At 64.8% G+C, this 14,012-nt stretch carries 13 protein-coding genes; 9 read left to right on the forward strand and 4 right to left on the reverse strand.

Annotated features, from left to right (window positions below; all coding sequences use genetic code 11):
* Positions 1–13: 13 nt before the first annotated feature.
* Entirely contained in the window at positions 14–463 is a 450-nt protein-coding gene (locus tag SMD10_RS01130) for a nucleoside deaminase (protein ID WP_331683784.1), read from the forward strand.
* Between the two features lie 106 nt (positions 464–569).
* Here SMD10_RS01130 and SMD10_RS01135 read toward each other — a convergent pair whose 3' ends face one another.
* From SMD10_RS01135 to SMD10_RS01150, 4 genes are all read right to left on the reverse strand, one after another.
* A complete protein-coding gene (locus SMD10_RS01135) occupies positions 570–1,280 on the reverse strand; it encodes a hypothetical protein (protein WP_331683785.1) in 711 nt (236 codons plus the stop codon).
* Positions 1,281–1,419: 139 nt separating this feature from the next.
* Complete coding sequence (gene ileS, locus SMD10_RS01140) at positions 1,420–4,413, reverse strand: isoleucine--tRNA ligase (protein ID WP_331683786.1); 2,994 nt, start codon at positions 4,411–4,413, stop codon at positions 1,420–1,422.
* Between the two features lie 328 nt (positions 4,414–4,741).
* A complete protein-coding gene (locus SMD10_RS01145) occupies positions 4,742–5,719 on the reverse strand; it encodes a bifunctional riboflavin kinase/FAD synthetase (protein ID WP_331683787.1) in 978 nt (325 codons plus the stop codon).
* Positions 5,716–6,558, reverse strand: a complete 843-nt coding sequence (locus SMD10_RS01150; protein WP_331683788.1) for a TIGR01459 family HAD-type hydrolase — start codon at positions 6,556–6,558, stop codon at positions 5,716–5,718. The genes SMD10_RS01145 and SMD10_RS01150 overlap by 4 nt, the downstream gene beginning before the upstream one ends.
* Before the next feature lie 228 nt (positions 6,559–6,786).
* Between SMD10_RS01150 and SMD10_RS01155 the strand changes: the two genes are divergently transcribed.
* The 8 genes from SMD10_RS01155 (at position 6,787) to fumC (ending at position 13,833) form a co-directional block, all read left to right on the forward strand.
* A complete protein-coding gene (locus SMD10_RS01155) occupies positions 6,787–7,821 on the forward strand; it encodes a TadE/TadG family type IV pilus assembly protein (protein ID WP_331683789.1) in 1,035 nt (344 codons plus the stop codon).
* A gap of 91 nt (positions 7,822–7,912) precedes the next feature.
* Positions 7,913–8,056, forward strand: a complete 144-nt coding sequence (locus tag SMD10_RS01160; protein ID WP_331683790.1) for a hypothetical protein — start codon at positions 7,913–7,915, stop codon at positions 8,054–8,056.
* 85 nt (positions 8,057–8,141) lie between these two features.
* The gene (gene groES, locus SMD10_RS01165; RefSeq protein ID WP_331683791.1) at positions 8,142–8,438 is read left to right on the forward strand and encodes a co-chaperone GroES; all 297 of its coding nucleotides are present in this window, start codon (positions 8,142–8,144) and stop codon (positions 8,436–8,438) included.
* 79 nt (positions 8,439–8,517) lie between these two features.
* Positions 8,518–10,161 (forward strand): chaperonin GroEL, encoded by a 1,644-nt coding sequence (gene groL, locus SMD10_RS01170; protein WP_331683792.1) that lies wholly within the window; start codon positions 8,518–8,520, stop codon positions 10,159–10,161.
* 314 nt (positions 10,162–10,475) lie between these two features.
* Entirely contained in the window at positions 10,476–10,883 is a 408-nt protein-coding gene (locus SMD10_RS01175) for an RrF2 family transcriptional regulator (RefSeq protein ID WP_331683793.1), read from the forward strand.
* Positions 10,884–11,063: 180 nt separating this feature from the next.
* Positions 11,064–11,840 (forward strand): sulfite exporter TauE/SafE family protein, encoded by a 777-nt coding sequence (locus tag SMD10_RS01180; protein ID WP_331683794.1) that lies wholly within the window; start codon positions 11,064–11,066, stop codon positions 11,838–11,840.
* Positions 11,841–11,926: 86 nt separating this feature from the next.
* The gene (locus SMD10_RS01185; protein ID WP_331683795.1) at positions 11,927–12,106 is read left to right on the forward strand and encodes a CsbD family protein; all 180 of its coding nucleotides are present in this window, start codon (positions 11,927–11,929) and stop codon (positions 12,104–12,106) included.
* Positions 12,107–12,441: 335 nt separating this feature from the next.
* Positions 12,442–13,833, forward strand: coding sequence for a class II fumarate hydratase (gene fumC / locus SMD10_RS01190; protein ID WP_331683796.1), 1,392 nt, complete (start codon positions 12,442–12,444; stop codon positions 13,831–13,833).
* Positions 13,834–14,012: the final 179 nt, after the last annotated feature.

Below are 14,012 nucleotides of genomic sequence, written 5' to 3' on the forward strand. Positions count from 1 at the left end.
CGAGAGGCCGCGGATGGCTCGAGTTAATTTCATGGATCTGGCGCTGGCCGAGGCGCGGGCCGCCGCCGGCCGCTCCGAGATCCCGGTCGGCGCCGTCGTGGTCAAGGACGACGTGGTCGTCGCCCGCGCCGGAAACGAAACCCGGACGCGCAACGATCCGACGGCCCATGCCGAGATCCTGGCGATCCGCAGTGCCTGCGCGACACTCGCGCAGGAGCGTCTCGTCGATTGCGATCTTTACGTCACGCTCGAGCCCTGCGCCATGTGCGCCGCGGCGATCTCGTTCGCGCGTATCCGCCGGCTCTACTACGGGACCGGCGATCCGAAAGGGGGCGGCGTCGAGCACGGCGCCCGATTCTACGCACAGCCGACCTGTCACCATCGCCCGGACGTCTATTCCGGAATCGCCGAGACCGATGCGGCCGAGCTGCTGCGCGACTTCTTTGCCGCCCGCCGCGACTAGAACCAGTGCAGCGCGACCGCGCCATCAATCCGAAAAGCCCGCTCTTTCAGGGATCATCAGTTCAAGCAGCGGGTCCGTCCGGACGATGCCGGCGTTCGGCCTCGGATCAGAGCGGCCAGAGCTTCTTCAACTTGGTGCCAAGCGTTTCCTTGCCACCTGCCTTCCGCTCCGCTGCCTTGACGTCCTCGTCGACACCAGGATCGCCAACCGGGGCGCTCGCCGCGGGCTGGCGATAGGTGGTGGGCGGCTCGCTCAGATATTTGCGCTCGGTCGCGCTGCCCTGGCGCATTTCCTGAATACGCTTTTGGAATTCCGCTCCGCCGCTCTTCAGTTGGTCGGGCGACAGAGGATCTCCCTCGTTGAACCGTTTCCTGTCCTCTTGTTCCTCCCGCGTGAGAGTGGGCTGAGGACCTTCGCCTGTTGCGGCCATGTAGTGGGCGGGCACGGGCTGGTCCGGATCGCCGGCATAAGCCGCCGCCTGGATGCGGGCCCGTCGCTGATCCGGCGATTCCGGCCAATCGGGATTGGAGGCCACTTCCACCTGCTGAGCCGGTGGCGGCAGCACGGAGGTATCGGCGGGTTTCACCAACTCCGGCCGCGGCTTGTAGTCGATCTTCTCTTTATTGGTGGAACCCAGAGAGACCAGATCGGTCACATCCTCGACCAACTGCGTTCCGACCGGCTTATCCGTGCCGTAGGTCGGCCCCATGCAGCCGGCGACCAGCACACCAGCGGAGGCCACGCCCAGCAAACGAGCGGTGGGATGAACCCGTCGCAAAACCATGTTGTCGGCCCCCTCGCCGATGAAAACGGACAAACTTTGCCGATCCTAGCCGGCAATGCCCGCCCTGCCATGCAAACTTGGCAAATTCCAGGCGTTTCTTCTAGGCCACGCCGAACAGCGAAGCAAGACGACCGGAGGCCCGGTCATCCTGCTTCGACGCACCGCCGTCAGATCACGCGCCCGCGGCCTGCAATTCGCGCAGCGCCTGGGCATCGCGCGGCGTCACGTTCGGATAGTCCGGATCGCTGCCGACCTCTTCCGAGATCTTCCAGGAGCGCGCGCATTTGCGGCCCTTGGCTAACTCCGGCACCACCGAGACGCCGGCCGTGTCGTCCAGGCTGAAGGCGGTGTCCGGCGCCGGTCCGCCGACGATCTCGATGCCGCTCACGATGGCGATTTCGGCAAAGTCGACCGACGTCGCCAGCGCGCGCAGTTCCGCATCGTCGATGAAGACGATCGGCGCGGCCTCCAGCGAGGCGCCGATGCGCTTTTCCCGACGCTCCTCTTCCAGCGCGCCCATGACGACGCGGCGCACTCGCTTCAGCTTCTGCCAGCGCTCGGCCAGCACCGAATCGTGCCATGCCGGGTCGATCGCACGGAACTGTTCGAGGTGCACGGAGACCGCGTCCGGATAGCGCGACAGCCACGCCTCCTCCATGGTGAAGGGCAGCATCGGGGCGAGCCACGTCACCAGATGGTCGAACAGGGTGCGCACCACCTGGAGCGCCGCCTTGCGCCGCGTCGACGACGGCGGATCGCAATAGAGCGCGTCCTTGCGGATATCGAAATAGAAGGCCGACAGCTCGACCACCATGAAGTCGAGCAGGGTCCGCGCGATGCGCTTGAAGTCGAACTCGTCGTAGCCCTTGGTGACGACGCGGTCGAGCTCGGCGATGCGATGCAGCATCAGCCGCTCCAGCTCCGGCATGTCGGCGTGGGCCACCATCTCGCCCTGGTCGTGGGCGAGCGTGCCGAGCATCCAGCGGATGGTGTTGCGGAGCTTGCGATAGGCATCGACATTGGTCTGGATGATCGTCTTGCCGAGACGCTGATCCTCCCAGTAGTCGGTGTTCATCACCCAGAGGCGCAGGATGTCGGCGCCCGATTCCTTCATCACGTCCTGCGGAAACACCTGGTTGCCGAGCGACTTCGACATCTTGCGGCCGTCCTCGGCCATGGTGAAGCCGTGGGTGACGACCGCGTTGTAGGGCGCGCGGCCGCGCGTGCCGCAACTTTCGAGGAGCGAGGAATGGAACCAGCCGCGATGCTGGTCGGAGCCTTCCAGATAGACGTCGGCCGGCCATTTGAGGTCGGGCCGGTCCTCCAGCGTGAAGACATGGGTGGAGCCGGAATCGAACCAGACGTCGAGGATGTCCTTGACCTGGATCCACGGCTCGTTCGCCTTCGACCCGAGGAAGCGCTCGCGCGCGCCCTCGGCGAACCAGGCATCCGCGCCCTCCGCCTCGAAGGCTTCCAGAACGCGCTTGTTCACGTCCTCGTCCTTCAGGATATTGCCGTCGGCGTCGGCAAAGACGCAGATCGGCACACCCCAGGCGCGCTGACGCGACAGCACCCAGTCCGGCCGATCCTCTATCATCGCCCGCAGCCGGGTCTGACCGGCCTTCGGCACGAAGCGCGTCTCGTCGATCGCCTTCAGAGCTCTATGACGAAGCGAGTCGTACAGCCTGTTTCCACCAGCCAGCGTGATCATGTCGTCAGACAGTTGCTTGTCCATGTGGACGAACCACTGCGGCGTGTTGCGGAAGATCACCGGCTTCTTGGAACGCCAGGAATGCGGATAGGTGTGCTTCAGCCGGCCGCGCGCGAACAGCTTGTCGTCGGCGATCAGCGCCTCGATGACGGCCTTGTTGGCATCGCCCTTCTTGCCCTTGTCGTCGAGGACGCGCGCCGGCCCACCCTCGCGATCCGGCCCGAAGCCCGGCGCGTCCTTGGTGTAGAAGCCGGCATCGTCGACCGGGAACGGGATGGCGGTCGGCACGCCGCGCGCTTCCAACTCGCGGGCGTTGTCCATCCACGCGTCGAAGTCCTCGCGGCCATGGCTCGGCGCGGTATGGACGAAACCCGTGCCGGCATCGTCGGTGACATGCTCGCCGACGATCAGCGGCACGGGGAAGTCGTAGCCGCCGCCGAGGCCCTTGAGCGGGTGGTCGCAATAGATTCCGGCAAGCTCGGCAGCCGAAACGTTGTGCAAACGCTTGTATTCAAGCTTCGCCTTGGCGAAGCTCTCCGCCGCCAGGGCATCCGCAAAGATGAGCTTCTCGCCCGGCTGCGGGCCGAAGTCGTTTTCGGCCGCCGCCACCTCGTAGAGGCCGTAAGTGATCCGGTCAGAATAGGCGATGGCGCGGTTGCCGGGGATCGTCCAGGGCGTCGTCGTCCAGATGACGATCGACGACGAATGCAGAAGCTCGAGCTTGTCTTCTCGCGAAAGCATACCGTCGCTCGTGGACGTGCTCGTGTTTCGAGCCTCCCGAACCGGAAACTTCACCCAGATCGTGTCGGACTCGTAGTCCTGATATTCGACCTCGGCTTCCGCCAGCGCGGTGCGCTCGACCACCGACCACATCACTGGCTTGGAACCGCGATAGAGCTGGTCCGACATGGCGAACTTCAACAGCTCGCCGGCGATCCGCGCCTCGGCGTGGAAATTCATCGTCGTATAGGGGTGGTCGAAGTCGCCCTCGATCCCGAGACGCTTGAACTCCTCCGACTGGACCGCGATCCAGTGGGCGGCGAAGTCGCGGCACTCCTGGCGGAACTCGTTGACCGGTACCTCGTCCTTGTTCTTGCCCTTGGCGCGGTACTCTTCCTCGATCTTCCACTCGATCGGCAGGCCGTGACAGTCCCAGCCGGGCACGTAGTTGGCATCGTACCCGCGCATCTGGAAGGAACGGGTGATGACGTCCTTCAGGATCTTGTTGAGCGCGTGGCCGATATGGATGTTGCCGTTGGCATAGGGCGGCCCGTCGTGCAGCACATAGGACGGCCGGTCCCTGGCCGCCTCGCGCAGCTTCTTGTAGAGGCCCATCTCCTGCCAGCGGGCGACAAGCTCGGGCTCCTTCTTGGGCAGCCCGGCGCGCATCGGAAAATCCGTCTGCGGCAGGTACAGCGTTTTCGAATAGTCGACGGTCTCGGCGGTATCGTTCATCGGTGGTCAGCCATGTCGTCGGCCGCGCCAGGACGGACGCGGCACAAAAGAAAGATCGAAAAGAGGGCGCGACGCCAGCATCCCGACCGCCCATGGCTGAAGCCCTCAGGCGGCCGGGCGGCGAATTCGTCTGAAAAAGACAGGCGTGCGCAGACCGGACATGGCGCCAGCCCATAGCAAGTCCGGGGACGAAAGGAAAGTTTTTGACAGTGGCAGCGCCAAGCCGTCCGGTTTCGTCGAGTTCGGGATCCTCGACACGCGGGCGGAGGACGACGCGGTCGGGCGGACGGCGCTCGCTTTGCCTCGCCGTTCCGATGAGGCAGGATGTCTAGAAGGCGATCGCCGCGTCGAGTTCGGACAGTGGCCGCGCGCCCGCCAGCAGCGCCCGCGCCTCCTCGGCGTCGCGATCCATCTGGGCGATCAGTTCGGCCGCGCCGTCGAACTTTTCCTCGCCCCTCAGATAGCCGAACAGCGAGACATGGGCGGTCTCGCCGTAGAGATCGCCGGCAAAGTCGAAGAGATGCGTCTCGAACAGCACGGCGCCGTTGTCGAAGGTCGGTCGGCGGCCATAGCTCGCCACCCCGTCGAACAGCCCGCCATCGGACCGGCGATAGCGCACGGCATAGACGCCCTGCTTGAGCAGGCGTTCCGGCCCCAGTTCCATGTTGGCCGTCGGATAGCCGAGGGTGCGGCCGAGTTGCTGTCCGGGCATCACGGTGGCCTCGATGGTCCAGCGATAGCCGAGAAGACCGGCCGCCTCCGCGACTTCGCCGGCGGCCAGACGATCGCGCACGCGACTGGACGAAATGGTGGCACCGCCCTCGTCGAAGAAGGCGTCGATGCGCGTGACGCCGAACCCCTTGGCTGCGCCGCGCTCGATCAGAAAGTCGGGCGTGCCCGAACGCCGGGCGCCGAAATGGAAGTCGAAGCCGATGACCACGTGACGCGCGCCGAGCGCCTCGACCAGGACACGGTCGACGAAGGCCTCGGCCGTCAGGGAGGCGAAGGCCTCGTCGAAGGGCTGCTCGACGACGGCGTCGAAGCCGAGCGCGGCGAGCAGGCGCGCCTTCATCGCTGCCGGCGTCAGACGGATCACCGGCTGGTCGGGCGCAAAGACGGTGCGGGGATGCGGCTCGAAGGTGAGACAGACCACGGGAACGCCGAGCTCGGAGGCCTTCTCGCGCGCCGCGTCGAGCACCGCCCGATGGCCGCGATGCACGCCGTCGAAATTGCCCACCGCGACCACGCCACCGCGCAACGCGGCGGGAAGGGCCTCGGCCCGGGGCACGCGCACGATGTCGCTCATCTCAATACCGGCATGAAGTAGCGCGCGGTCAGATCCGCCTCGCGCAGCGCCTGCGCGACCGACTCGGTGCTGGCCTCGATATCGTCGGCGTGAATGCCCGCCAGGATCAGAAGCGCGTCCAATCCGAAGGTCTGGGCGCCCTTGATGTCCGTCGCCAAGCCGTCGCCGATCGCCAGGACGCGCTTGTCGGCGATGCCGCCGACCCGCTGGGCGGCCAGCTCGTAGATCGGACGATACGGCTTGCCGGCGATGCGGACCTCGCCGCCCAGCTCCTGATAGGCGCGAGCCAGCGAGCCGGCGCACCAGATCCTTCGGTCGCCGCGCTGGACGACCACGTCGGGATTGGCGCAGATCATCGGCAGGCCTCGCCCGGCCAGGCCGCGCAGCATGTCGGCATAGTCGTCCGGCGTTTCCGTTTCGTCGTCGAAGAAGCCGGTGGCCACGATCGTTGCGGCCTCCTGTTCGCCGCACAGGGCGACGTCGAGGCCCTCGAACAGGTCGAGATCGCGCTCCGGTCCGAGATGAAACACCTTGGAATCGGCCTCGGCGATCAAAGCGCGCGTCACGTCGCCGGAGGTCACGACGAAGTCGTAGGCCTGCCGCGACAGACCGATTTGGTCGAGTTGCCGATGAACGCCTTGGCTGAGCCGCGGCGAATTGGTGATCAGCACCACCGGCTTGCCCGCCTCGCGCACCCCTTGCAGCGCCGCCTCCGCCGCTTCGAACTTGGCGCGCCCGTTGTGAACGACGCCCCAGACGTCGCAGAAGACGCCGTCATAGCCGTCCATCGCCTCGTCGAGCGTGGCGATCGGCTGGAGAGGAGCGATCTGGCTGGTCATCCGTGTCGTTTCTCCAAAGCCGGTTCGCCCGAGGAGCCGCGTCGATGCGAGGCGATAGCGAGGGGCACGACCTCGGTCAAGCCGTCCGTCTGGAGACGGTATCGCCGCCGACGAGACCGGCGAATGCGATAATCGCTAAAATTGCAACAGCCTCTCTATCCAGGATTTAATCTGGCAAGCTTAGCGTCTTGTCAGGCCAATGGTGTCAGTGGTCGGGGTGGGGCCAAAATGACAAAACGCTTGTTCGGCGACGAATCGGGGCAATTCGCGGTCATCACGGCGCTGCTGGCCGTGCCGGTGGTCGGCCTGATGGGATTGAGCATCGACTATGCCCGCAGCACAGGCACCGCCAGCCTTCTGCAAAATCACGGCGATGCAGCCGCTCTCGCCATGGCCACCCAGGGACCCGACGGCGGCGAGGACAGTTCGCTGCGCTACCTCTCGGCGTTCGTCGAGAAGCAGCTCGCCGATTCCGGCCAGTTGAAGAACGCCGAGGTCGAGGCCGGGTGGACCTCCGACGTCGATTATACGGTGACGATCAGCGGCGTGGTGCCGCCGACCCTGTCGGGCTTCATTCCCGGAGCGACCAACGGGATGGCGGTGTCCATCGTGTCCATCGCCCGCTACCGCGACATCACCTGGAAGCCGCCCGAACTGGCTTCGCTCGATCCGGAGGCCGGCGACTACAACCGCATCTACGCCTATTGCTTCGATCCGTCGAAGAAAAACGATCCCAAGACGCACGGCCGCTCGCAGGAGGTGCCGATCTCCGACAATGGCGGCCGGATCACCTACGACATGAGCCAGTTTCCGCAGTGCGCGACCGGCGTCGTCAGCTACCGCCTCTACAACGTCCGCAATTCGCGCACGAACCAGGGCAACTGGGACAACCCGCTGGCCGAGCACTACAACTACTATACCGACACGGTGCTCAACAGCCAGATGGGCAGGGACCAGGACGAAGAGATCGCAGCCGGAGCCGAACGCTACGACGCGACGACCGACGGCGAGGCCGCCTCGCGGATCCTGGAGACCATCCTCTGCGACACCAAGGAGCAGTGCGTGCCGAAGAGCCAGGGCGGCATCCTGCCGAGTGGCAAGAACCGGACGCCTCAGCGCACGACCAAGGCCTGCGAGCCTGGCAAGTACATGTACTATGGCTGGGAGGACCGTCCCGTGGGCGACAAGGACTATGATGACATCCGCGTCATTATCCAATGCCCCGAGATCAGCGAAGAGAAGAACGTTCGCCTGATCCGATAGCCGCCTCCGCAGGCGACAGCGTTTACTCTTCTTCCGCTTTTGACGCTCTGTCGGGCTGGCTCGCCTTGCATTGAAACAAGAGACGCACGATATGACGGCGATCGGCATGGTGGGCGTTTCGGATCGTCTCACCGGCCACCACTCGATGTCCGTTTCGAGCCCGCCGATCGGGCCAAAATTGAACGGCCAGCGCCTTGACAACGCCACTTTCGATCCCCTAATTGCCGGCCATTAGCACTCGCCCAAGCAGAGTGCTAGCAATGGCGCCGGGTGCCTTACGAGGGCCTGGCTTGTCACACTGAGCTAAGGGTTCAACGACAATGGCAAACGTGAACTTCCGTCCCCTCCATGATCGTGTCGTGGTGCGTCGCGTGGAGTCCGAGGAAAAGACCGCCGGCGGCATCATCATCCCCGACACGGCCAAGGAAAAGCCGCAGGAAGGCGAGATCGTCGCGGTCGGCGCGGGTGCACGCGACGAAAGCGGCAAGGTTCAGCCGCTCGACGTCAAGGCGGGCGACCGGATTCTCTTCGGCAAGTGGTCGGGCACCGAGGTCAAGCTGAACGGCGAAGACCTGCTGATCATGAAAGAGTCCGACATCATGGGCATCGTCGGCTGATCGCCACCGCCCGACGTTCGCTATTCACCCTATTCGAGATACGGCGCAGCCTTGAATGGAGCGCCAGGGAGACAATCACATGGCAGCCAAAGACGTAAAATTCGGCCGCGACGCGCGTGAGCGCATGCTGCGTGGCGTCGACATCCTCGCCGATGCGGTCAAGGTGACGCTCGGCCCGAAGGGCCGCAACGTCGTCATCGACAAGTCGTTCGGCGCTCCCCGCATCACCAAGGACGGCGTCACCGTCGCCAAGGAGATCGAGCTCGAGGACAAGTTCGAGAACATGGGCGCCCAGATGGTGCGCGAAGTGGCCTCGAAGACCAACGACATGGCCGGTGACGGCACGACGACCGCGACGGTTCTCGCCCAGTCGATCGTCAAGGAAGGCGCCAAGGCCGTGGCCGCCGGCATGAACCCGATGGACGTCAAGCGCGGCATCGACGCGGCGGTCGCCAAGGTCGTCGACACGCTGGTCGCCTCGGCCCGCAAGATCGACACGTCCGATGAAGTCGCTCAGGTCGGCACCATCTCCGCCAACGGCGAGAAGGAAGTCGGCGAGATGATCGCCTCGGCCATGCAGAAGGTCGGCAACGAGGGCGTCATCACGGTCGAGGAAGCCAAGACCGCCGAGACCGAGCTCGAGGTCGTCGAGGGCATGCAGTTCGACCGCGGCTACCTCAGCCCCTATTTCGTCACCAACGCCGAGAAGATGGTGGCCGAGCTCGAGGATCCTTACATCCTCCTGCACGAGAAGAAGCTCTCCAACCTTCAGGCGATGCTGCCGGTTCTCGAGGCTGTCGTTCAGTCGTCGCGTCCGCTGCTGATCATCGCCGAGGACGTCGAGGGCGAGGCGCTCGCCACGCTCGTCGTCAACAAGCTGCGCGGCGGCCTGAAGATCGCCGCCGTCAAGGCTCCGGGCTTCGGCGACCGCCGCAAGGCCATGCTCGAGGACATCGCGGTCCTCACCGGCGGCCAGGTGATCTCCGAGGATCTCGGCATCAAGCTCGAGAACGTCACGCTCGACATGCTCGGCCGTGCCAAGAAGGTCACGATCACCAAGGAGAACACCACCATCGTCGATGGTTCGGGTGAATCCGAGCAGATCAAGGCCCGCGTCGGCCAGATCAAGGGCCAGATCGAGGAGACCACCTCCGACTACGACCGCGAGAAGCTGCAGGAGCGGCTGGCCAAGCTCGCCGGCGGCGTCGCGGTGATCCGCGTCGGCGGCTCGACCGAGGTCGAGGTGAAGGAGAAGAAGGACCGCGTCGACGACGCCCTCAACGCGACCCGCGCGGCCGTCGAGGAAGGCATCGTGGCGGGCGGCGGTGTCGCTCTCCTGCGCGCTTCCAACGCGCTCGACATCAAGGGCGAGAACGCCGATCAGGATGCCGGCGTCAACATCGTGCGCAAGGCTCTGCAGGCCCCGATCCGTCAGATCGTCACCAACGCGGGTGACGAGGGCTCGATCGTCGTCGGCAAGATCCTCGAGAATCAGTCGCTCAGCTTCGGCTACAACGCCCAGACCGGCGAATACGGCGACATGATCCAGATGGGCATCGTCGACCCGGTCAAGGTGGTGCGCTCGGCGCTTCAGGACGCTGCGTCGGTTGCCGGCCTGCTGGTCACCACCGAGGCGATGGTCACCGAGGCGCCGAAGAAGGACTCCGGTGCTCCGGCCATGCCCGGCGGCGGCATGGGCGGCATGGGCGGCATGGACTTCTAGGAAGTCCATAAAGCCGCCCATCCCGAACAAAGGTGCCGAAACCGGGCAGGCCCGGTTTCGGGTGGCGGCATGGACTTCTAGGAAGTCCGTAAAGCCGCCCATCCCGAACAAAAGTAGACTTTGCAAAATCGTCGAAGCCGGCCCCGTCCGGCTTCGATCGCGGCCCGACCATCGGGACGTTGAAACGGGCAGAGGAGCGAAGACGTTTCGATCCGATCGGATGCGTCGAGATTTCAGCTTCGACTGTCCAATGCTTGCGACTATAGGGTCTGGCTTTGCCAGGCCCTTTTTTCTTGGGATGATGAGGCTTTCCGATGATGTCCCAACGCGCGCGCTACGCCTTGCGTGCGATGCTCGCCATCTCTCGGCGCGACGCGCCGCTCTCCGTCTCGACCATCGCCGCCGAGGAGGTGATCCCGCGCAAGTTTCTCGAGGCCATTCTGGTCGAGCTCAAGCAGGCCGGCCTTCTCGTCAGCGTGCGTGGCGTGCGCGGCGGCTACCGTTTCTCGCGTCCCGGCTCCGAAATCAGCTTCGCCGACGTGCTGCGGGTGGTGGACGGACCTTTGGCGCTGGCGCCCTGCGCCAGCCGCACGGCCTACCGGAAATGTCCCGATTGCCAGGATGTCGAGACGTGCGAAACCCGCAAGACGCTGATCGCCGTGCGTGATGCCACCGCCGCCATTCTGGAGGCGCGGCGCTTCGACCCGCCGGCCGCCGATTGATCCGGCAAGCCGAGCCGATCTGCTTCTCACTCGAGGCTGATTTGCTCTTTTTCTCCGTTCTTGAGGCAAACTACGCAAAATTCTGCCCCGAACGGGCCTAAAGGATCGCGCATAAAACCTATCGTGCAGGTAGGATATATGGCTACCATCAGACTATGTTGTCTTCCGGAGACCCTGGCGATGGGTAGCTTTCTGTTGTTCCTGCTGGTGGGCGGCCTCGCCCAATTGGTCGATGGCGCCCTCGGCATGGCCTATGGCGTGGTCTCGTCGACGGTGCTGTTGAGCTTCGGCGTTCCGCCGGCGCAGGCGTCCGCTTCCGTTCATGCCGCCGAACTGTTCACGACGGCCGCCTCCGGAGGCTCGCATCTGTTCCATCGCAACGTCGATTGGCGGCTGTTCTGGCGCCTGGCGCCGCTCGGCATCGCCGGCGGCATGGTCGGCACCTACGTGCTGACGAGCATCGACGGTGCCGCCGTAAAACCCTACGTCGCGGCCTATCTCACCGTCATCGGGATCTATCTCGTCGTCCGCTCCTTCCGCCGCATTCCACAGAAGCCGGTGACCGGCCCGGTGGTGCCGGCTCTCGCCGCGGCGGGCGGCTTTCTCGACGCCGTGGGCGGCGGCGGCTGGGGGCCGATCGTGACCTCGGGCCTGCTCGGCGCGGGCGGCCAGCCGCGCTACGTGGTCGGAACCGTCAACACGGCCGAATTCCTGCTGACCGTCGCGGTATCGGCAAGCTTCGTCGTCGCCCTGCTGACCGGCCATTGGCAGGAGGCCGACGGCCTGCTCTCCCATCTCGTGCCCGTTGCGGGCCTCATCGTCGGCGGCGTCGTTGCAGCACCTTTTGCCGGCTACATAGTTCGCGTCGCACCGGAGAAGCTGCTGTTGCGGGCCGTGGGCCTGCTGATCTGCGTCCTGGCCGCCACCCAGATCTATCAGATTCTCGGAAACGCTTGAACCAATTGAGGAACCCCGAACGGCCCACCGGCGTTTTACAGTTCGGACAGCTGACTTTCGTCGGCTCAGAACAAAGGAGTCCGATCATGGACAAGAACGTTTCGGAAGGTGCAGGCAAGGAACTGGGCGGCAAAATCAAGAAGGCCGCTGGCGACCTGACCGACAACGAGCGTCTGCAGGCCGAGGGCGAGGCCGATCGCCTCGAAGGCAAGACGCAGAAGAACATCGGCAAGATCAAGGATGCGGTGAAGGATCAGTTCGACTGATTGTCGGACCGCATTTCTGGCCTCTACGAGCCGTCCCGGTTACCGGGGCGGCTTTTTGCCTTTGGGCTGGATGAACAATTGAATGGCCAAGCGAATGCATTGTCGCGCTTCACATCCTGACCCTGTTTGAAGCCTCCCGATCGGTCGCTCGACCGGTGACTGGGGCAGTAGCTGGACGATAGCGAAAAACACCCGGGAACGGGCCTTTCCCCGTGGAGTTAACTTCGGGTTGTTCGCCGCGCCTTTGCACCTATGCGACCGGAAAACCGATTCCGATTCGTGGCGCGATGCTTTAGGAAGGGCTGCAACGGCGAATTTCCAAAAGGGATGGAGACATGAGCGAGACGCGGAAAGAAACCGATTCGATCGGTGCCATCGAGGTTGCCAGCGATCGCTATTGGGGTGCCCAGACCGAGCGCTCCCGCAATAACTTCAAGATCGGCGGCGACCGGCAGCCGCTGCCTCTCATCAAGGCCCTGGCCCTCGTCAAGAAGGCGGCGGCCCGCGTCAACGCCTCGTCGGGCCGGCTCAACGGCGAGCTCGCCGACGCCATCGAAAGCGCTGCAGATCAAATCATCGCCGGTCAACTGGACGATCACTTTCCGCTGGTGGTCTGGCAGACCGGGTCCGGCACGCAGACGAACATGAACGTCAACGAGGTCATCTCCAATCGCGCCATCGAGATGCTGGGCGGCGAGATGGGCTCGAAAAAGCCGGTGCATCCGAACGACCACGTCAATATGAGCCAGTCGTCCAACGACACCTTCCCCACCGCCATGCACGTTGCGGCGGTGCTGGAGGTCAAGCAGCATCTGCTGCCTGCGCTCGACCGGCTGGAGGCCGCCCTCACCGCCAAGAGCCAGGAGTTCTCCGGCATCATCAAGATCGGCCGCACCCACACCCAGGATGCGACGCCGGTCACGCTCGGCCAGGAATTTTCCGGCTACTCAGCCGCTTTGACGCTCGGTCGCGCGCGCATTCTCCAGGCGCTCGAAGGCGTCTATGCGCTGGCCCAGGGCGGCACGGCGGTCGGCACCGGCCTCAACTCGCCCGAAGGCTTTGCCGAAGCGATCGCTGCCGAACTCGCCAAGCTGACCGGAGAGGCGTTCCGCAGCGCCGACAACAAGTTCGAGGCGCTCGCCTCGCATGGTGCGCTCGCGTTTTTCCACGGCAGCCTCAACGCGCTGGCGACGGACCTTTTCAAGATCGCCAACGATATCCGCTTCCTCGGCTCCGGCCCGCGCTCGGGCCTCGGCGAGTTGTCGCTGCCCGAAAACGAGCCCGGTTCGTCGATCATGCCGGGCAAGGTCAATCCGACCCAGGCCGAAGCGCTCACCATGGTGGCCACCGAGGTGTTCGGTCACGAGACAACGGTCACCGTCGCCTCCTCACAAGGCCATTTCGAGCTCAACGTGTTCAAGCCGGTGATCGCCAAGGCCGTGCTCGACTCCGTCCGGCTGTTGTCGGATGCGATGGTGAGCTTCGCCGAGCATTGCGTCGAGGGCATCAAGGCCAACGAAACGCGCATCAAGTCGCTGATGGAGCAGTCGCTGATGCTGGTGACGGCGCTGGCGCCCACCATCGGCTACGACAATGCGGCGGCGATCGCCAAGACGGCCCACAAGAAGGGCACGACGCTGCGCGAGGAAGCGATCGCCTCAGGCCTCGTTTCGGCGGACGACTACGACCGCATCGTCGATCCGAGCCATATGGTCAAGCCGGGCTGATACGCCGATCCGCAGATCCCGGACGACGGAGCTCTGATCGTCCGGGAGAGTGCAGAATGCCCGGCGGAACCGTTGTTGCCCGGGGAATCGAGCCGATATCGGCTCGGCATCCGGGATCGATCGCTGTTCGTCGAGCGGATTTCTCAGGCAACGTGTCCGAGGCGGAGAGCCGACGGGCC

It is taken from the genome of Consotaella aegiceratis (assembly GCF_036541425.1).
Classification (GTDB): domain Bacteria; phylum Pseudomonadota; class Alphaproteobacteria; order Rhizobiales; family Rhizobiaceae; genus Consotaella; species Consotaella aegiceratis.

Excerpts from the sequence above, each read along its gene's own strand:
- ileS (WP_331683786.1), bottom strand. The coding sequence starts at position 4,413 with ATGAACGATACCGCCGAGACCGTCGACTATTCGAAAACGCTGTACCTG.
- groL (WP_331683792.1), top strand. The coding sequence starts at position 8,518 with ATGGCAGCCAAAGACGTAAAATTCGGCCGCGACGCGCGTGAGCGCATG.
- SMD10_RS01145 (WP_331683787.1), bottom strand. The coding sequence starts at position 5,719 with ATGAGCGACATCGTGCGCGTGCCCCGGGCCGAGGCCCTTCCCGCCGCG.
- SMD10_RS01155 (WP_331683789.1), top strand. The coding sequence starts at position 6,787 with ATGACAAAACGCTTGTTCGGCGACGAATCGGGGCAATTCGCGGTCATC.
- SMD10_RS01185 (WP_331683795.1), top strand. The coding sequence starts at position 11,927 with ATGGACAAGAACGTTTCGGAAGGTGCAGGCAAGGAACTGGGCGGCAAA.
- SMD10_RS01130 (WP_331683784.1), top strand. The coding sequence starts at position 14 with ATGGCTCGAGTTAATTTCATGGATCTGGCGCTGGCCGAGGCGCGGGCC.
- SMD10_RS01160 (WP_331683790.1), top strand. The coding sequence starts at position 7,913 with ATGACGGCGATCGGCATGGTGGGCGTTTCGGATCGTCTCACCGGCCAC.
- SMD10_RS01150 (WP_331683788.1), bottom strand. The coding sequence starts at position 6,558 with ATGACCAGCCAGATCGCTCCTCTCCAGCCGATCGCCACGCTCGACGAG.
- SMD10_RS01175 (WP_331683793.1), top strand. The coding sequence starts at position 10,476 with ATGATGTCCCAACGCGCGCGCTACGCCTTGCGTGCGATGCTCGCCATC.
- groES (WP_331683791.1), top strand. The coding sequence starts at position 8,142 with ATGGCAAACGTGAACTTCCGTCCCCTCCATGATCGTGTCGTGGTGCGT.
- fumC (WP_331683796.1), top strand. The coding sequence starts at position 12,442 with ATGAGCGAGACGCGGAAAGAAACCGATTCGATCGGTGCCATCGAGGTT.
- SMD10_RS01180 (WP_331683794.1), top strand. The coding sequence starts at position 11,064 with ATGGGTAGCTTTCTGTTGTTCCTGCTGGTGGGCGGCCTCGCCCAATTG.